The following is a 17,842-nucleotide window of genomic DNA, read 5'->3' as shown; positions in this document are numbered from 1 at the left end:
CTGGCACTATGACTTCTCCTGCCGTATCAGCCAAAACCGCCGCGCAAAAAGCGGATTTGCCGTGGTCGTATCAATACAATGCGTGGATTCGTGCGCTCATATGCATAGTGACTGGCATTGCGGCCGGGGTGTGCGGCACGCTGGTGCACCGGCTGGGAGCGCAATATAATGTGCCAATTGGCCTGATACTGGCTTTGTTGATTATCGGTATTTCGGCTTGGAGCGCCCGCGCACGCAGCGGGGTAGTAGGCCTGGGCCTGCATCTGATCGCTTCTTCCGGTGTCATCGCCGTCGCGTCGATTACCGCCACATCGGGCGACATCCTTTTGCCGATGGGTTTCTATAGTTCGAACATTCCGTTCTTCAGCCAGAATGCGTTCTGGTTCTGGTTCTTCGGAATGATTGTCATCCAATTCGTGATGGTGTTCCTTCCACGAAGCTGGTTCATCATTCCTGCACCTAAAAAGCGTTTAGTCTCCCATTGCAATGCTGCGGTGGATGGCACTTCCGACGAGGTGGCGCAGTCATGAACGCGAAGCATATAAACCCGATCGACGGTAAAAACGCGCAGCTGAAGCCGACCGTCCCGCGCAGGCTGTTCTTCCTAGGGCCGCAAGGTTCATTCACGCATCAGGCGGCTGCGAGTGCGGCGGAGACGTTGGGTGAAGACGGCCAAGATATCGCGCTTGAGGCGCGTGAAAATGTTCCGTCCATCATCAGTGACGTCGAGGCAGGAGAAGGTTGGGGCGTCATTGCCTGGGAAAACAGTGTTGAAGGCTATGTCGTTCCGAATCTTGACGCCGTCATCGACGCGAAGGATCTGGCCGGTCTCAGTCGTCTGAGCGTGGATATTGCGTTCGATGCTTTCGTGCGGGTCGACGATGGCGACATGTGTGATGCAAATGAAGACGGGTGTGCGCCATTGCATGAGATAACGGCGCATCCTCACGGGCTGGCGCAATGCACGAAATTCGCCAGGGCGCATCGCCTGACCCCGGTGCCCGCATCCTCCAATGCCGCGGCCTGCCGCGATGTGAAACCGGGGCAGGTGGCGCTCGGCCCTGCTTTATGCGGCAAATTATATGGTCTCAAGACCTTCGAACACAACGTTCAGGATTTCAGCGGTGCCAATACCGATTTCCTTGTGGTCGCACCCAGAAACGACGTACGTTCCGTTTTGCATGCTTATCGGCAGAGTCAAGCCGTCGATTTCGAGACGATTATCGCCGTGGTCCCTCTGAGCACCGGCCCCGGTGTCATCGCCAAGCTGCTTGATTCGGTACGAGACGAGGGGCTGAATATGACCAGCCTCATGTCGAGGCCCATCAAAGGCCACGCCGGCACCTACAGCTTCATCATCACGTTGGATGCCGCGCCTTGGCAAGTCAATTTCAACCGCCTGCTCCATCAGATGGTCGTTAAAGGGGACTGGGTCAAGACCCTGGCCGTCTACCCGCGTGGGGAACACCCGAACCCGCCGGTGGACACGTGGATGCTACCGCAAGGCGGCATATGCCGCAAACGCGCGGATGCCAGTGAAATGAAGGCGAAAGAAGAAAGGGAATTGCTGTGGTGAAAACGGTCGGGATCGTCGGCCTCGGGCTTATCGGAGGTTCGCTGGCAAGGCTGTTGGCCGGGCGCGGTGTTGAGGTCGTCGCCTGGAATCATCATGAAAAACCGTACGCGGCTGCTCGACGCGACGGAATCACCTGTGTCGCTTCGTTGGAGGGGCTCGCTGCGGAAAAGCCCGAGGTGCTGTTCCTCTGTAACCCTTTGAAGGCCATGCCCGAGATGCTGCGCCGGCTTGCCCCGGTGCTTGACAGGGAAACGACCACGCTGAGCGATGTCGGCAGCGTCAAGGCGATGGTGCGCTCGCAGGTCGCCCAAGCCGGCCTCGCCGATTGCTATGTCGGGGCGCACCCGATGGCAGGCACCGAGTTTTCGGGTTTTGCGGCCAGCGACCCGGCCATTTACGACCATGCGCTATGGGCGGTCACCGTCGATGAAACCACCGATTACGAACGTTTTCTCAAAGTGGCCACGTTGATCACCGGAGCGATCGGCAACCGCGTCATCGTCCTTGACGACCGGACGCATGATCGCGCCGCCGCGATGATCTCGCATGCCCCTCATGTCGTGTCGACCGCGCTGATCAACGGGCTCGCCTCCAGTTCCGATCGCAACATCGCCGCGGCCCTCGCAGCCGGTTCCTGGCGGGACATGACCCGCGTGGCCTTGACCGACCCGGACCGCACCCGTGCGATGGTCGAGGAGGACGCCGACAACGTCGAGGCGCTGCTGCGCGATCTGGCCGACAGACTCACATCGTTCGCCGATGACCTGCATGACAGGGATGATGCGGCTTTGACGAAGTTCTTCGCGGCCGGCCAGCCGTTCCGTGACTACAAGTTGCGTGAACGCGAGCTCGGCACGTCCGAAGAAACCGATGGTGCCGGCAATGACGCTGCCGGCCTCGAAACGGGATCGGTCAAAGAAATCGAATCAGGAGCGGGGAGCGCATCGTCATTGACATTGCGAAGTCGGGTTGGCAACGAACCTTCCTCGATTCCGCACGCCGCGGAGAACATGTCGTCCGTTTCATCCAGCCTTGGCAGGTCGAGGTCGAGAGACGTTCCGCCATTTGACCGATTTGTATTATGGTTTAGGTCGGGCGTTGAAAAATCAATCATGTTGTATTGCAAATTTTGAACCTGAGGATTGCACCAGGTCTTGATCGTTTCATCTGCCGGTTGATTCGGGACTGCGCTGATGCGGCTGTTTGCGCTCGGGAATCGGCTTCAGCGCAACAATGCGTTCGCGTGGGATATCAACATCTTGAGCCGGGCGTGACCCGTTGGCGGCAGGATCGCGTGTGATGCAAAGCATTTCTCCGTCCCACGAACGGACATGGCCGATGAAATCGCGGAACTGCTGACGGCCGGTCTGCGGATCGTGCCCATCCAACGTGCGCACCATAAGCCGTGCCCCGGTAGGAATAGACTTTGGTAACGGCATGTTTCCCGCTTTCGTGAAGTTGATTTCGAATACTATCGTTAAGTTATTTGTTATCCACTATACGCAAACATTGTTGTAATCAGTCATCACGTTCTAGTAAAGTAGAAATACATTGTTTTCGGCGCCGTGTTCTCGGTGCGCCAGACTTTGCAAGACAAAGGAAAGTGGAACGATATGGCACGAGATAGAGTACTTGAGCGCGCCAAGGCGCCAACTGGCCGGAATCTCAAGCAGGATGAGTATTGGCAGTCTTTGGAACGTTCGTTCAACAAGGATTTCATCGAGGTGGCACGGGAGAAATATGACAAGCGAAAGCGACTACCGCTGGACTGAAGCGTCTCCTGACTACCGTGCCAGACTGCAGAACTTCGCATGTGCCGCCCCTTTGGGCGGCTTTGCTTTAAAGGCTGTCCGAAAGCATAACGAGTATTATGCGGAGTATGAGTATGAGGTTCAGGCCACGATACGTGATATGAGGTCATGGGATCGCAGAAGCCAGTGGGTTGATATTTGTGTGTCCCGAGAAAAGCAGGAACGAATATGGTCTTTTGTATGGTTCGGTATCGTTGGAGGAACTAAAAAAGATTCTATGGGAACCTATATGGTTGGCTACATTGCCAGAGCTTTGGATGCAAAAGGTTGCCATTTTGGGGATTCAACGTTGAAACATGCTCTTTCTGTTATGCAAAGAAATCAGGAAAAGAAACTGGAAGAGACGCGGTTATTGGTGTGCGAATAGATCCTGACAATAAAAATAGCATGACACTTTTCAAGAGGAATGGATTTAGTGATACGGGCCGGGACCCAGAAGCGGAAGAATATCATAGATTAGTGCGATTTGGGTTTGATGAGTCTTAGTTGCTCGCGATATCGTAATGTGAAATACAATATTGAGGAAACAAAGTTTATGGAATATCGGCGTCAGATAAACCAGTTTCTTGCCTTTCTCAAGGCCAACCGCGGGCTTTCCGATAACACGGTGAAGGCTTACCGCAGTGATTTGCTGGAATGTCTGGGTTTCCTTGCCGATAGTGGCGTAACCACTCTAGACGCGGTCAGACTGGAAGACCTGCGTGGGTGGATGGCGCACGAATCAGGCAACCACGCCCGCAGTTCCATGGCACGCAAGAGCGTGGCCGTGCGCAATTTTTTCGCCTGGGCCGACGAGCACGATATCATCGCAACGAATCCCGCGGCCACGCTGATGACGCCGAAAATCCCGCAGACACTGCCTACAGTATTGAATGAATCCCAGGCCGAGCGGCTGATGGAGACCGTCGACGCCGAAGTCTCTGTGAAGCCCAAAGACGAGGCGCTCGACCTGCGCGATGCTGCGATGGTGGAGCTGCTCTACGCCACCGGCATTCGCGTCGCTGAGCTCACGGGGCTCGATATCAGCGACGTCGCTTTCGATACCAGGACCGTTCGTGTCACCGGAAAAGGAGACAAGCAACGCGTTGTGCCGTTCGGGGCGCCCGCTTGTCGTGCGCTTGAAGCATGGCTTTCGGATTCGGGGCGGCCGGTCTTGGTTAAGGCTGGAGACCAATACAAATCGGGAAAAATTGTTTCTAAAAAAGTAAAAGCGGCTAAAACTGCAAGCGTCGCTGATGGCGCAAGTGTTATTAAGGGTAGGGAGGAATCCGATAAATCCAACGATTCGAAAGCTGCGTTGTTTCTCGGGGCTCGCGGGTCGCGCATCGACCAACGTGTGGTACGCAAGGTGGTCCACGAGAAGGCCGACGAGGCCGGTGTGCCGGATATCGGTCCGCATGCCCTGCGGCACAGCGCGGCGACCCATCTGCTTGACGGCGGTGCCGATTTGCGTGAGGTCCAGGAGATGCTCGGCCATTCCTCGCTCAAGACCACGCAGCGATATACACATGTTTCCATCGAGCAATTGAAGTCGCGGTATCGCCAGGCTTTTCCGCGAGCGTAACGATAGGATTTGCTTTTTTGTATAGACATTCATTGGCCTCTATGAATTTTGACTGTTCATTTTATGGATAATAACTTGCATAATCCGTAAGCAAGCGTATAAATGAAAGATAACAGCAAAGAGGTTGGCCCTTACAGCCGACCTTTTTTGTTAGATGTGCAGGTTTTCTGCATAATGAAAAAGAAAGGGAGAAATCTTATGAAGAAGAAAGGTCTGGCCCTTGCAGCTGTTGTCTGCTCGGCGGCCATGCTCCTTAGCGCCTGTGGCGGATCCGGCTCTTCGTCGAGCTCATCGTCCAATGGCGGCAAGGACATCATCATTGCTTACAGCAGTGAACCGCAGAATCCGCTGGTCCCCGGCAACACCAACGAGAGTGAAGGGGCAAAGCCCATTCAGCTTGCCTTCTCGGGTCTGGTCACCTTTGATTCCAAGGGCAATCCGAAGAACGAGGTCGCTCAGTCAATCACTCCGAATGCCAATTCGACGCAATATACCATCAAGCTCAAGCCGGGCTGGAAATTCACTGATGGTACTCCAGTCACTGCCGAGTCCTTCACGAAGGCTTGGAGCTATACGGCCAACGCAAAGAACGCACAGAAGGGTTCTTCGTTCTTCTCCACCATCAAAGGTTTCTCCGACCTGCAGAAGCCTGATGGCCTCAAGGGTGACGAGCAGCTTTCCGGTCTCAAAGTCGTCGACGACAAGACCTTCACGGTCGATATGGCCCAGCCCGATTCGACCTTCCCGATCAAGGTAGGCCATTACGCCTTCGCGCCTCTGCCCGCCTCCTTCTACAAGGACCCCAAGGCGTTCGGAGAGAAGCCGGTCGGAGACGGCCCCTACAAGGTCGTCGCGTGGGATCACAGCAATGACATCAAGCTGGTGAAGAACAAGGATTACAAGGGTGTTCAGCCTGTCAAGAACGACGGTGTCACCTTCAAGATCTACACCAAGGATGATGCGGCCTATGCCGACGTCCAGGCCGGTAAGCTTGACGTCATGGAAACCGTCCCTGCTGCCGACAGCAAGTCCTTCCGTACCGATTCCAGCGTCCAGCCTTACAACAAGCCTGGTTCCGTCAACCAGATGTTCACCATTCCTTCCGATCTTCCCCACTTCCAGACCGGCACCGAGGAAGGCACGTTGCGTCGTCAGGCCATCTCCATGTCCATCGACCGCGCCACCATCATCAAGAAGGTGCTCAACGGCCTCGGCGAGACCGCGCACGAGTTCACCGCTCCGGTGATCCCCGGCTATTCCGCAACGCTCAAGGGCAACGAGAACCTCAAGTACAACCCCACCAAGGCCAAGGAACTCTGGCAGAAGGCCGATGCCATCTCGAAGGACAACGAACCCCTCACCTTCGCTTACAACGCTGATGGCGGGTCCAAGCCTATTTTCGATGCCGTTGTCAACTCCATCAACAACGCGCTCGGTCCCAAGGTCGCCAGCACCAATCCGATGCCGACCTTCCAGCAGTTCCGCGATGCGGTGGGCAACCACTCCATCAAGGGTGCGTTCCGTTCGGGCTGGCAGCCGGATTATCCTTCGGCTGAGAACTACCTGTTCCAGAACTTCGCTTCCGGCGCTGCTGATGGCAACGGTTCGAATGACGGCGGCTACAAGAACCCGAAGTTTGACGCGCTGATCAACCAGGCGTATGCGGCCAAGGATCAGGATACGGCCAACGGGTTCTATACCCAGGCTCAGGAGATTCTGCTCAACGATCTGCCCGCCATCCCTATGTATTACAAGAATAATGATGGTGTCGCCTCGACCAAGGTCAATGGATTCGAAATGAATTGGCAGGGTGAGCCTGTCTACGGCGAAATGACCCGTAAGTGAGACGACCTTTTTAGCGTGATCCTTCGGCTCTATGTCGCCTTATCCATAGGGGATTGAGCCGGGGATTATATCGGTCGCCGATAAAAGGAAGCACATGCTTTTGTCATGTGCTTCCTTTTTTGTTGGGATTCAATCGTTTATGTGAAGAACTGTCAGGAGGGCTGCCTGGGTGGGAAAGCCTTGCGGCAAGTCGTTAGCGGTGCATGGGTTAAAACAATCGATATAGGTGTGTCTGATTAAATGCGTCAGATATAATTCTTTGTAGAGAATACGATGTTATTTCGTTCTACCGAAGGCGAGAGAAGGGAAAACCCGGTATGCCGATTACCAAGACGCCGTCGTGGCTTCAGAACGCAAGGTTCTATGAGATCTACCCGCAGAGTTTTTACGACAGCAACGGCGACGGTATAGGGGATTTGCCCGGTATCACCGAAAAACTCGATTATATTCGTGACTTGGGCTGCAACGCCATCTGGATCAATCCATGCTTTGATTCCCCGTTCAAGGATGCCGGTTACGATGTCCGGGACTACCGGAAAATAGCCCCCGCTACGGCACCAATCAGGATATGGTCGACCTCTTCGAAGCCGCACACAGCAAAGGGATGCATGTGCTGCTCGATTTGGTTCCCGGGCATACCAGCGAGGAACACAAGTGGTTCAAGGCAAGCCAATTGGCCGAACACAATGAATTCTCGGATCGCTATATATGGACAAACGGGGCTTTCGAACGCTATACGATGCCGTTTGTCGGCGGTGAATGCCCGCGGGACGGTGCCTATATCCTTAATTACTTCAAATCACAGCCCGCATTGAATTATGGTTTCGGCAGACGTGACAGGGCTTGGCAGATGTCTCCTGACTCCCCGGCCGCGCGGGCGACGCGCAATGCCATGGTCGATGTCATGCGTTTTTGGCTTTCCAAGGGATGTGATGGTTTCCGCGTGGACCTGGCTGATTCGCTGGTCAAGAACGACGATGCGGACCATAGTTGGACGGTCGCGGCCTGGAGGCAGATGTTCGCCACCATCAGGCCCGAGTTTCCCGAGGCCGCATTCGTCTCCGAATGGTCGAATCCCAAGCAGTCCTTCGCCGCCGGCTTCGATATGGACTTCTATCTCGACAACCTCGACGGAGGCCAGTCCGACACCAAGGAAGGCAACGGGTACCACAAGCTGGTGCGCAACATCCTGACTTGGGAGGGCAAAAAGCAAAATCTGAGCTACTTCAAAGCCGAAAGCAGCACCGGCATCGGTGCGTTTCTTTCCGATTACCTTCCGCTTTACCAGTCCGGCGAGGGCGACGGTTATTTCTGCATGATCACCTGCAACCACGACACCAACAGGATCATGCCGATGCTTTCGCAGCGCGAGTACAAGCTGGTGTTGGCAATGATATTGACCATGCCGGGGGCGCCTTTCATCTATTACGGCGATGAAATCGGCATGAATTATCTCGAAACCTTGCCTACCAAAGAGGGCGGCTACCGAAGGACCGGCACACGTACGCCGATGCAATGGTCTTCCGGCAAGAACCTCGGCTTCTCGCAGGCAGATCCCGATTCGCTGTATCTGCCGGTTGATTCTTCGCCCGATGCTCCCACTGTGGCCGAGCAGCTGCACGATGATGATTCACTCCTTAACTGGACCAGGAGTCTGCTTCATCTTCGCGATGACCATCCAGCCCTGTCGGCAGGTGCGGGCTTCGAGGTTCTCGCAGCGCCGGATGATGGAAAGTCGTTTGTCTATCGACGCCTTGGTGAGGATGACAGTGACCTAGTCATCGCCCTGAATCCCGGGCTGGAAAATGAAACCGTCACAATCCGTATGCCGCGACAAGGGGCCGGGAATGCCCTTGTCTCTCTGGGGCAGGTTGCTCTTAACGATAGCGGCATACTGCGATTGGGACCGCAGAGTTGCTGTGTTTTTGGCTTCAACGGGTGATTCGCGTGTATCCGTTTTGCTGTTCGTGAAAGTGTGAGAAAGCCCTGCTTTCCGCTTGTTACAGGCTGATGCGGTTAGCAAAATGATGTTTTTGTTTCCATCGGTTATGCAGAAGTAACCACAACAAAGGAGAAAAATCAATGAAGAAAAAATCTCTGGCATTGCTCGCCATTAGCTGTTCGATGGCGATGCTTTTGGGGGCCTGCGGCAGCTCGTCGTCCGGCGGCAATTCGTCCGCGGCCAACGACCATACCATCACCGCATATCTGACCGAACCCAACAACCCGTTGGTTCCCGGAGACACCAATGAGACCGGTGGCGGCAAGCCAATTCAGCTTGCGTTCTCGGGGCTGATCTACTTCGATGCCAAAGGCAATTCCAAGAATGAAGTGGCCCAGTCCATTACTCCCAATGCCGATGCCACCCAATACACCGTCAAGCTCAAACCGGGTTGGAAGTTCAGTGACGGCACCCCGGTGACGGCCAAGACCTTCACCAAGGCATGGAGCTATGTCGCCAATGTGAAGAACGCTCAGAAGTGCTCGTCCTTCTTCTCCACCATCAAGGGCTATGACGACCTGCAGAACAAGGACAAGGTAAAGGGCGACGAGCAGCTCAGCGGGCTCAAGGTCATCGATGACCAGACGTTCAGCGTGGACATGGCCAAGCCGGATTCGACATTCCTGCTTCGCATCGGTCTGCCTTCCTTCTCCCCGCTTCCTGACGCCTTCTATAAAGACAAGAAGGCATTCGGCGAAAAGCCGATTGGTGATGGCCCCTACAAAGTCGACAAATGGGACCATAACCATAGCATCAAGATGGTGAAGAACCCCTATTACAAGGGTGGACAGACGCCCCAGAACAACGGCATCACCTTCAAGATCTACACCACCCCGGATTCGGCTTTCGCAGACGTACAGTCCGGCAATCTCGATGTCATGGACACCATTCCGGACTCCGCGCAGAAGACCTTCCAAAAGGATTCCTCGGTTAAGCCCTTCAATAAGCCGGGTTCGACCATTCAGATGATTGACATCCCTTCATATGTCGAGCATTTCAAGACGGGGACCCAGGAAGGCACCCTGCGTCGCCGCGCGATTTCCATGGCGATTGACCGCAAGGCCATCGTCGACAAGGTGCTTGGAGGTCTTGGCAAGCCGGCCCGTGACTTCACTTCTCCGCTGACCCCTGGATTCAATGCCAATTTGAAGGGTGTTGAAAACATCGAATACAATCCGAAGAAGGCCAAGGAACTCTGGAATCAGGCCGAAGCCATCTCGCACGATCCCAACCCGTTCACCATCTCCTATAACAGTGACGGCGGCACCAAGGCCGTGTTCGACGCCATCGTGAATTCCGTGAACAACGCCATCGGTTCCAAGATCGCGCAGACCACGCCGATTCCCACGAACCAGGAGTTCCTCAAGCCCATCTATGACCACACGATGACCGGTGCCTACAGGGCCGGTTGGGCGCCGGATTATCCTTCGGCTGAGAATTACCTCTTCCAGAACTTCGCCAGCGCCGCTGCCGACGGCAACGGTTCGAACAACGAACAGTACAAGAACCCCAAGTTCGACCAGTTCATCGACCAGGCCTATACGGCCAAGAGCGTCGATGCCGCCAACAAGCTATACAGCCAGGCCCAGGAGATTCTTCTTGAGGACCTTCCGGGAATTCCGCTGTACAACAAGGCCAATGTCGGCGTCTGCTCGAGCAAGATCAAGGGCTACCAGATGGATTGGAAGAGCCAGCCTGTTTACAATGAACTCAAGAAGTGAGGTAAGTCAATAACTGCAACCGCACGGCCTTTTACCTGCCAAAGTTCGGGCTTGCCCGAAGACGTGGGCTTTGACACAGGCCGTATACGGATAAAGTGTCAAAGTCGACCGAATATGGATGTGTGAGTCATCTTTTCGGTCGACTTTGACGTGTGTGTGAGTTAAAGTAGCAAACATATGTTTATGAGTCGACCACTTGGATTCGAGTTTGGCCGATTCCAAAATAAGGAGTTAACCGATGGGCAAGTATCTTCTGCGCCGTATTCTGCAGATGATCCCCGTGGTTCTCGGCACAACGTTGTTGGTTTACGCCCTTGTCTTCGCGCTTCCCGGTGATCCGGTGAAGGCGATGTTCGGCGACAAACCGGTCAACGCTGCGGTCGCGGCCCAGATTCGCGCGGAATATAACCTCGATAAGCCATTCATCATTCAGTATCTGCTGTTCCTGAAGAACGCATTGACACTCAATTTCGGCAACACGTTCGCCGGGCAGCCGGTTATCGACGAGATAGGCAGGGCCTTCCCGGTGACCATCAGGCTGGCATTGATGGCTTTCGTGTTCGAGGCGGTATTCGGTGTCATATTCGGCATCATCTCCGGTCTGAAAAAAGGCAAGTGGTACGATTCCGTCATCCTGATCGTCTCCCTGCTCCTGATTTCCGTGCCGACGTTCGTCACCGGTTTCCTGGCGCAGTACTTCCTCGGTGTCAAGTGGCGTCTGCTGCCGGTCACCGCAGGCAGCGACCCCGGCTTCCTGGACCTGTTGATGCCGGCCATGGTGCTTGGTTCCGTTTCGATGGCCTATATCATCAGGCTTACGCGTTCCGAGGTCTCCTCGAACATCGCCGAGGACTATGTACGCACCGCCCGGGCCAAAGGCATGTCAAACCGATCGGTGATCGTTCGCCATGTGCTGCGTAATTCCTTGATTCCTGTCGTCACCTATCTCGGCCAGGATCTTGGAGCGCTGATGGGCGGGGCCATGATTTCGGAAACCATCTTCAACGTCCACGGCATCGGCTTCCTGACCTATCAAAGCATCCTCAAGGGTGAAAGCAACATGGTGGTTTCCATCGTCACGCTGCTGACCCTGATATTCGTGGTATGCAACCTGGCTGTTGATATGCTCTACGCGGCTCTCGATCCGCGTATCAGGTATGCGTGAGTCTGGAGTGTGAATAAGATTTATGAGTGACAACACTATTCAACAAGCCAAGACTTCCTCCCACATTCTGCCGGGTCAGGAGCGCTATGTCGCCCCCGCCGGCAAGGTGGAACTGCAGGATGTCGATTCCGTCGATGAGTCGATGCCGGCCACGAACATGTGGGCGGATGCATGGCGCACGTTGCGACGCAATCCTTTGTTCATCGTTTCGGCGATACTGATTCTCTGCGTCATCTTCGTGGCGCTGTTCCCGGGTGTGTTCACCCATCAGAACCCCAACTTCTGCCAGTTGGACCATTCCCTGGAGAAAGGCAGCGCCGGTCATCCCTTCGGCTACGACACCCAGGGCTGCGACGTCTTCACCCGTACCGTCTACGGCACCCGTACCTCGCTGTCCGTCGGCATTCTCACCACGCTGCTCGTGATGGTCGTCGGTTCCCTGATCGGGGCCCTCGCCGGCTTCTTCGGCGGCTGGATCGATGCGGTGCTGAGCCGTTTCACCGATATCTTCATGGCCATCCCGCTGTTGCTCGGTGCCATCGTGGTGCTGCAGATGTTCCGTACCTCCGGATCGGTGTGGAAGATCGTGCTGGTGCTGACACTGTTCGGCTGGACACAGACCGCGCGAATATCGCGAGGGGCGGTGATGGAGACCAAGAACCTTGAGTTCAACACCGCTTCCACCGCGTTGGGTTCGACGCCGTGGCGCAACCTGATGCGACACATCCTTCCCAATTCCATGGCCTCGATCATCGTGGTGACCACCACGTCACTCGGCACCTACATCGTCTCCGAGGCGACCCTGAGCTTCCTCGGTATCGGCCTGCCGACCACGACCGTGAGTTGGGGCGGCGATATTTCCAACGCGCAGACCATCCTGCGCACCGATCCCTCCGTCCTCTTCTATCCATCGGCCGCGCTGGCCATCACGGTGCTTGCCTTCATCATGATGGGCGACGCCGTCAAGGACGCGCTTGACCCCAAGAGCCGTACGGCGTGAGTGCGGAGGAAACACGATGAGCGAAATGAATAGCAAGAACGAAAAGAACGAAAAACTCTTTCAGATGCAGCGTGAGCAGGGGCCGATCCTTGAGGTCAAGGACCTGAAGGTCGACTTCACCACCGGCGACAAACGTGCGGTGCATGCCGTGCGCGACGCCTCCTTCAACGTCTATCCGGGCCAATGGGTCGCGATCGTGGGCGAATCGGGCTCCGGCAAGTCCACTTCCGCCATGGCGGTTCTGGGTCTGCTTCCCGGCACCGGTCACGTCGTGGGCGGCTCCATCAAGCTGGAAGGCGAGGAAATCTCCGGCTACACGCGCAAGCAGTATGAGCAGCTTCTCGGCGACAAGATGGGCCTGGTCCCGCAGGACCCGATGAGCAACCTCAACCCTGTCTGGCGCATCGGCACCCAGGTGGAAGAGGCCTTGAAGGCCAACCACATGGACATCTCCCACGAGAAGCGTTCGAAACTGGCCAAGGCGTTGGCCGGCGGCGAAGTGGCGGTCAAAAGCGAGGACGATGAGACCTTCATCGGTTCCAAAGAGCTTCCCGACCTTCTGAAGGCCGCACAGGACGCTCTTGGCGGGGCCGGTGTGAACGGCGACCAAGCCGAGAAAAAGATGGACTATTTCAGGCAGGAATGGGTTCCCGGTTCCGAGACCCGCTGGCGCGTGGCCGATGACCTGATCAAGGCCGGGGTCGGCGATGACAAGGCGTGGGAGATTGCCAAGCAGTATGTGCTCGGCAGCACCATGACCGACCGTATCTCCGGTCTTCTGCAAGAGGCTGGTCTGCCCGACGCGGCCACCCGTGCCCGTCAGTACCCGCACGAGTTCTCCGGCGGTATGCTGCAGCGTGCGCTGATCGCCATCGGCCTGGCCTGCCGCCCCGATCTGCTGATCGCAGACGAGCCCACCAGCGCCCTCGACGTCACCGTGCAGAAGAGGATCCTCGACCACCTGCACACCCTGACCGACGAACTTGGCACCGCAGTGCTGTTCATCACCCATGATCTGGGTCTGGCCGCCGAACGCGCCCAGCACATCGTGGTCATGTACAAGGGTCAGGTCGTCGAATCCGGCCCGTCGCTTGAGGTGCTCCAGCATCCGCAGCATCCCTACACCAAGCGTCTGGTGGCCGCAGCCCCGTCGCTGGCCTCTCAGCGCATCATCTCCGCCAAGGAACACGGTGAGAACGCCGAGTCCTTGATGGAGCATCATGTCAAGGGAGAGGAAACGCTTGAGAAGAGCGAGCACATCATTACGGTGAGCCACCTGACCCGCGAATTCAAGCTTCCGCGCAAGAAGGAAATGTTCAAGGCCGTCGACGATGTGTCATTCTCGGTCAAGCGGGGCACGACGCTGGCGATTGTGGGCGAATCCGGTTCAGGCAAATCCACCGTGGCCAACATGGTGCTGAAACTTCTGAAGCCCACCAGCGGCACCGTGACCTACGAAGGCAAGGACATCAGCGAGTTTGAGGGCAAATCGCTGCTTGACTTCCGCAGGCACGTCCAGCCGGTCTTCCAGAACCCGTACGGTTCGCTCGATCCGATGTATTCCATCTACCGCTCCATCGAGGAACCGTTGCGCATCCACAAGATCGGCGACAAGAAGAGCCGTGAACAGCGCGTGCGAGAGCTGCTCGATCTGGTGAAGATGCCGCAATCGGTGATGCAGCGCTACCCGAACGAGCTTTCCGGTGGCCAGCGTCAGCGCATCGCCGTCGCCCGCGCCATGGCTTTGAACCCCGACGTTATCGTCTGCGACGAGGCCGTTTCCGCCCTCGACGTGTTGGTGCAGGATCAGGTGCTGCAGCTGCTGAACGATCTGCAGGCCGAACGTGGGCTGAGCTACCTGTTCATCACCCACGATCTGGCCGTGGTCCGTCAGATCGCCGATGAGGTTGTGGTGATGCAGAAGGGCAGGCTCGTCGAGCACGCCACCACCGACGAGGTCTTCGACCATCCGAAGCAGCAGTACACCAAGGATCTGCTCGACGCGATTCCAGGAGGTCATCTGCAGCTCGGTTTGGACTGAGTGTTGTAGGCCCGAATGTTTGAGACCGATCACGAGAATCGGTTGAACGACCAGTCAATCCCGTCACCGTCGGTGGCGGGATTTTCATATTCCGCAATGAATGCATGCTCGTCTTTGCTGCGACCACGCAGGCGTGTATTGTCGGAGGTCATGAGCATAACAGTGACTACTTCGAATCTGAACGGTATCCGCGCGGCCAGACGCAAGGGCGTGCTTGACTGGGCCGAGGCCAATACCCCGGACATCTGGTGCATGCAGGAGGTGCGCGCCCCGCAGGAGGAGATCGACCCTATTTTCGAAGCCATGGCGGATGGCTACGCCAAGGCCGGCAAGGTTTCGGAAGCTGAGAATCTTGGCCGTATGGATGAGGTCTGCCGTATCAAGGGCCGCGCCGGGGTCGGCCTGTTGAGCGACCTCGATATCGAGGAACGGCGTTACGGGCTGATGGACCTGGGCGAAGATGTCGATTCAGGCCGTTGGATCGAGGCCGACGTCACCACCCCGTCGGGTATGAAACTTACCGTCGCCAGCGTCTACGTGCACGCGGGCAATACCGACGACCCCAACAAGATGATGCAGAAATACCGCTTCCTTGACCGTATGCTCGAGCGCATGGGCGAGCTGCGTGACGAGGCCGAAAAGGGTGGCCGTCAGGCACTGCTGTGCGGCGACATGAATATCGCCCACACCCCGCTGGATATCAAGAACGCCAAGGCCAATGAGAAGCATTCAGGCTTTCTGCCTGCCGAACGCGCCTACGTCGACCAATGGCTCGACCCCGCGCAATACGGTTTCGTCGATGTCATGAGGAACCTGGCCGGTGACGTGCAGGGCCCGTACACCTGGTGGAGCCAGCGCGGACGTGCCTTCGACAACAACGTCGGCTGGAGGATCGACTATCAGCTGGCGACCCGGGAATTGGCCGAAACGGCCGTGTCCTTCGACATCGATCGAGCTCCCTCCTATGACACCCGCTGGTCCGATCATGCACCGTTGAGTGTGGTGTATGAGATCTAGATTCACATTTTTCGGGCGCCGGGGAAAGGTGAGCCCCAGACGAACATTGCTCTGAGCATGTCCTCGTGAATCGTTGTCGTTACAGGATTCGTGAGGAATATGGAGAATGAGCGAATGTTCGGTTGGCTCACGCTTTTTAAAACGTCAGAAAAGTGTGAGCCACGCTGAGGCGTAACCCGGTGATAGGCTTGAATCATCATTGCAGGTTTTGAAACGAGGAACTATGGGATTGTTCGGATTCGGCAAGAAGAAGCGTCACGAAGATGAGGCCGAGACACAGGACGAAGCTGTTGATGCTGAAAACACCAAGGCCGAAAACGCGGAAGCAGGTTCGGACGAAGACGAGGCAGATGCCAGCGAAGACCACAAGGTGCCTGAAGAGGCGAGCGAAGCCTATCCCGACCGTGGCACGCTTTACGGTCCTTGGGACATCGATGAGCAGGAAGCTCCGAACTACGACGAATATCTCGACATGGGCGCCTATTACCTGCCCTTCATGCAGGGCATCGAGCTGAGGGTCAAGGCCAGCCGCGCCAGCGGCCAGGTGCTTGGCTGCACCATCTCCTACAAGACCTCCAGCCTCGAAATCGAAGCGCTCGCGGCTCCCAAGACACTGAGCCTTTGGGACGGGGTGAGTGAGGATCTGCTGGCCGCCAATCCGCAAGCCAGCAAGGAGCCAGGCATCTTCGGCACCGAAATCAAACTGCCCGTCACCGTTAAAGGCGGCAAAAAGCTGATCACCCGCATCGTCGGCGTCGATGGGCCACGTTGGATGCTTCGCGGCATCTTCTCCGGTCGCGCCGCCACCCATCCGGAAAGTCCTGAGACCAAGGCCCTGAACCAGTTCTTCTCCGATATCGTGGTCGACCGCGGCGAGGAACCGTTGGCGCCGCGTGACTTGATTCCGATGCACGCCCCGGTTTCCCCCGAGGAGCGTCGCAAGGCCGATGAAGCGGCAGCCGAGGCAGACAAGGACGGCAAGGATCATAAGATTCCCAAGCGTATCAACGGGCCGTTCGTCGCCGACCAGCAGACCGAGGTGCAGACCACGATTTCGCGTGGCCCGATGTTCTCGGAATTGCGCTGATTCACTATGTTTCTTTGATTCGCCGGTTTGCCTGTTATGGGTGGACCGGCGAATCATGTGCCGACGGTAAGGGATTTGAAATAGTAAAACCTATCGGGAAAAAAATCACGGCAAACGTATCAAATCATTCAAATGGAACAGGAACGATGAGCGACACCAAAAAACGTCAGGGATTGGCCGCATTGGCCGCGGCAGGTAATGGCGAGGACTTCTCCGTCATCGACGCCATCGGCGGGGTGCGCGGCATCGTCGAATCGATGCTGCCTGGTTTCGTCTTTGTGGTTATGTTCGTGATTACCTCGGACCTCAAGGTCACGATTATCGTCTCGGCGGTGCTTGCCGTCCTCCTGGTGCTGGTGCGTCTTGTCCAACGGCAGACGGTGCTCGGCGCGTTGGCAGGGCTGATTTCCATCGCCATTTGCCTGATCTGGGCATGGAATACGCACGAGGCCCGCAATTATTACATGTACGGGTTTATCACCAACGCCGTCTATCTTGTGGTATTGGCCATCACACTGGCCATTCGTGTGCCGGGGGTCGGTTTTTTGGTCGAATTCATCCGTTCGTTGCCGACCGAGCATTGGTGCGCATGGCTTGCCGATTGGAGAGGCGACGGAAAACTCATGCGTGCCTACGACATCGTCACGGCCATGTGGATCGGGGTGTTCGCGTTGCGACTGGTGGTGCAGGTGCCATTGTATCTGACCAATCATGTCACTTGGCTGGGCACTACGAGACTGCTGATGGGTCTGCCGTTCTGGGCGCTGGCGATTTGGGTTTCCTATCTGCTGATTGCCGATCCGATGAGGCATCATCCCAAATTCGAGCCGGAGGACGATGGTGATGATAGTGACGATGCCGTCGAAGATTATGCAAGCGCAGATGCAAGCGCCACCGATATGGATACCGCGGCAAGTCCCGGGAACGAAGGCGTTGGTGAAGCCGCGCAATCGGTGAACGTTTCAAATATCGTGAAAGCCATGGACGAGGGTCAACGATAGACTGGAATTCCA

14 protein-coding genes and 3 pseudogenes are annotated in these 17,842 nt (G+C 56.4%); 15 read left to right on the top strand and 2 right to left on the bottom strand.

Annotated elements, in window-relative coordinates; translation table 11 throughout:
• The first annotated feature begins 8 nt into the window (after positions 1-8).
• The 3 genes and pseudogenes from OZX74_RS06215 to OZX74_RS06205 all read left to right on the top strand — a co-directional run bounded on the left by OZX74_RS06215 (position 9) and on the right by OZX74_RS06205 (position 2,645).
• Positions 9-530, top strand: a complete 522-nt coding sequence (locus tag OZX74_RS06215; protein WP_277156099.1) for an alcohol dehydrogenase — start codon at positions 9-11, stop codon at positions 528-530.
• Positions 527-1,576 carry a prephenate dehydratase domain-containing protein gene (locus tag OZX74_RS06210; RefSeq protein ID WP_277156098.1) on the top strand — a complete coding sequence of 350 codons (1,050 nt, stop codon included), beginning with the start codon at positions 527-529 and terminating at the stop codon, positions 1,574-1,576. Before OZX74_RS06215 ends, OZX74_RS06210 begins: the two co-directional genes overlap by 4 nt.
• Positions 1,570-2,645: pseudogene (locus tag OZX74_RS06205) on the top strand (prephenate dehydrogenase/arogenate dehydrogenase family protein). The gene OZX74_RS06210 and the pseudogene OZX74_RS06205 overlap by 7 nt, the downstream one beginning before the upstream one ends.
• A gap of 94 nt (positions 2,646-2,739) precedes the next feature.
• Here the strand turns inward: OZX74_RS06205 and OZX74_RS06200 are convergent.
• Positions 2,740-3,015: a DUF6725 family protein gene (locus tag OZX74_RS06200; protein ID WP_277156096.1), complete on the bottom strand. Its 276-nt coding sequence runs from the start codon at positions 3,013-3,015 to the stop codon at positions 2,740-2,742.
• 174 nt (positions 3,016-3,189) lie between these two features.
• Here OZX74_RS06200 and OZX74_RS06195 point away from each other — a divergent pair, with 174 nt between their 5' ends.
• The 9 genes and pseudogenes from OZX74_RS06195 to OZX74_RS06155 all read left to right on the top strand — a co-directional run bounded on the left by OZX74_RS06195 (position 3,190) and on the right by OZX74_RS06155 (position 14,725).
• Entirely contained in the window at positions 3,190-3,348 is a 159-nt protein-coding gene (locus OZX74_RS06195; protein ID WP_277156095.1) for a hypothetical protein, read from the top strand.
• Positions 3,317-3,754, top strand: coding sequence for a hypothetical protein (locus tag OZX74_RS06190; RefSeq protein ID WP_277156094.1), 438 nt, complete (start codon positions 3,317-3,319; stop codon positions 3,752-3,754). Before OZX74_RS06195 ends, OZX74_RS06190 begins: the two co-directional genes overlap by 32 nt.
• 168 nt (positions 3,755-3,922) lie before the next feature.
• A complete protein-coding gene (locus tag OZX74_RS06185; RefSeq protein WP_277156093.1) occupies positions 3,923-4,951 on the top strand; it encodes a tyrosine recombinase XerC in 1,029 nt (342 codons plus the stop codon).
• Positions 4,952-5,149: 198 nt separating this feature from the next.
• Positions 5,150-6,796: an ABC transporter substrate-binding protein gene (locus tag OZX74_RS06180; RefSeq protein WP_277156092.1), complete on the top strand. Its 1,647-nt coding sequence runs from the start codon at positions 5,150-5,152 to the stop codon at positions 6,794-6,796.
• Positions 6,797-7,113: 317 nt separating this feature from the next.
• Positions 7,114-8,738, top strand: a pseudogene (locus tag OZX74_RS06175) (alpha-amylase family glycosyl hydrolase).
• A gap of 140 nt (positions 8,739-8,878) precedes the next feature.
• Positions 8,879-10,519 carry an ABC transporter substrate-binding protein gene (locus OZX74_RS06170; RefSeq protein WP_277156091.1) on the top strand — a complete coding sequence of 547 codons (1,641 nt, stop codon included), beginning with the start codon at positions 8,879-8,881 and terminating at the stop codon, positions 10,517-10,519.
• Positions 10,520-10,757: 238 nt separating this feature from the next.
• The gene (locus OZX74_RS06165; protein ID WP_277156090.1) at positions 10,758-11,684 is read left to right on the top strand and encodes an ABC transporter permease; all 927 of its coding nucleotides are present in this window, start codon (positions 10,758-10,760) and stop codon (positions 11,682-11,684) included.
• A gap of 22 nt (positions 11,685-11,706) precedes the next feature.
• Positions 11,707-12,684 (top strand): ABC transporter permease, encoded by a 978-nt coding sequence (locus OZX74_RS06160; RefSeq protein ID WP_277156089.1) that lies wholly within the window; start codon positions 11,707-11,709, stop codon positions 12,682-12,684.
• Positions 12,685-12,700: 16 nt separating this feature from the next.
• Positions 12,701-14,725 carry an ABC transporter ATP-binding protein gene (locus tag OZX74_RS06155; RefSeq protein WP_277156088.1) on the top strand — a complete coding sequence of 675 codons (2,025 nt, stop codon included), beginning with the start codon at positions 12,701-12,703 and terminating at the stop codon, positions 14,723-14,725.
• Positions 14,726-14,754: 29 nt separating this feature from the next.
• Here OZX74_RS06155 and OZX74_RS06150 read toward each other — a convergent pair whose 3' ends face one another.
• Positions 14,755-14,883 carry a hypothetical protein gene (locus tag OZX74_RS06150; protein WP_277156087.1) on the bottom strand — a complete coding sequence of 43 codons (129 nt, stop codon included), beginning with the start codon at positions 14,881-14,883 and terminating at the stop codon, positions 14,755-14,757.
• Here OZX74_RS06150 and OZX74_RS06145 point away from each other — a divergent pair.
• The 3 genes and pseudogenes from OZX74_RS06145 to OZX74_RS06135 form a co-directional block, all read left to right on the top strand.
• The gene (locus OZX74_RS06145) at positions 14,876-15,742 is read left to right on the top strand and encodes an exodeoxyribonuclease III (protein ID WP_277156086.1); all 867 of its coding nucleotides are present in this window, start codon (positions 14,876-14,878) and stop codon (positions 15,740-15,742) included. The genes OZX74_RS06150 and OZX74_RS06145 overlap by 8 nt on opposite strands.
• A 223-nt stretch (positions 15,743-15,965) precedes the next feature.
• Positions 15,966-16,829 carry a DUF3710 domain-containing protein gene (locus OZX74_RS06140; protein WP_277156085.1) on the top strand — a complete coding sequence of 288 codons (864 nt, stop codon included), beginning with the start codon at positions 15,966-15,968 and terminating at the stop codon, positions 16,827-16,829.
• Positions 16,830-16,975: 146 nt separating this feature from the next.
• Positions 16,976-17,635: pseudogene (locus tag OZX74_RS06135) on the top strand (DUF3159 domain-containing protein); the annotation flags it as partial.
• Positions 17,636-17,842: the final 207 nt, after the last annotated feature.

The sequence above is a fragment of the Bifidobacterium sp. ESL0798 genome (assembly GCF_029395415.1).
GTDB lineage: Bacteria > Actinomycetota > Actinomycetes > Actinomycetales > Bifidobacteriaceae > Bifidobacterium.
This window is presented reverse-complemented; position numbering and strand designations above follow the sequence as displayed.

Excerpts from the sequence above, each read along its gene's own strand:
- OZX74_RS06215 (WP_277156099.1), top strand. The coding sequence starts at position 9 with ATGACTTCTCCTGCCGTATCAGCCAAAACCGCCGCGCAAAAAGCGGAT.
- OZX74_RS06210 (WP_277156098.1), top strand. The coding sequence starts at position 527 with ATGAACGCGAAGCATATAAACCCGATCGACGGTAAAAACGCGCAGCTG.
- OZX74_RS06200 (WP_277156096.1), bottom strand. The coding sequence starts at position 3,015 with ATGCCGTTACCAAAGTCTATTCCTACCGGGGCACGGCTTATGGTGCGC.
- OZX74_RS06195 (WP_277156095.1), top strand. The coding sequence starts at position 3,190 with ATGGCACGAGATAGAGTACTTGAGCGCGCCAAGGCGCCAACTGGCCGG.
- OZX74_RS06190 (WP_277156094.1), top strand. The coding sequence starts at position 3,317 with ATGACAAGCGAAAGCGACTACCGCTGGACTGAAGCGTCTCCTGACTAC.
- OZX74_RS06185 (WP_277156093.1), top strand. The coding sequence starts at position 3,923 with ATGGAATATCGGCGTCAGATAAACCAGTTTCTTGCCTTTCTCAAGGCC.
- OZX74_RS06180 (WP_277156092.1), top strand. The coding sequence starts at position 5,150 with ATGAAGAAGAAAGGTCTGGCCCTTGCAGCTGTTGTCTGCTCGGCGGCC.
- OZX74_RS06170 (WP_277156091.1), top strand. The coding sequence starts at position 8,879 with ATGAAGAAAAAATCTCTGGCATTGCTCGCCATTAGCTGTTCGATGGCG.
- OZX74_RS06165 (WP_277156090.1), top strand. The coding sequence starts at position 10,758 with ATGGGCAAGTATCTTCTGCGCCGTATTCTGCAGATGATCCCCGTGGTT.
- OZX74_RS06160 (WP_277156089.1), top strand. The coding sequence starts at position 11,707 with ATGAGTGACAACACTATTCAACAAGCCAAGACTTCCTCCCACATTCTG.
- OZX74_RS06155 (WP_277156088.1), top strand. The coding sequence starts at position 12,701 with ATGAGCGAAATGAATAGCAAGAACGAAAAGAACGAAAAACTCTTTCAG.
- OZX74_RS06145 (WP_277156086.1), top strand. The coding sequence starts at position 14,876 with ATGAGCATAACAGTGACTACTTCGAATCTGAACGGTATCCGCGCGGCC.
- OZX74_RS06150 (WP_277156087.1), bottom strand. The coding sequence starts at position 14,883 with ATGCTCATGACCTCCGACAATACACGCCTGCGTGGTCGCAGCAAAGAC.
- OZX74_RS06140 (WP_277156085.1), top strand. The coding sequence starts at position 15,966 with ATGGGATTGTTCGGATTCGGCAAGAAGAAGCGTCACGAAGATGAGGCC.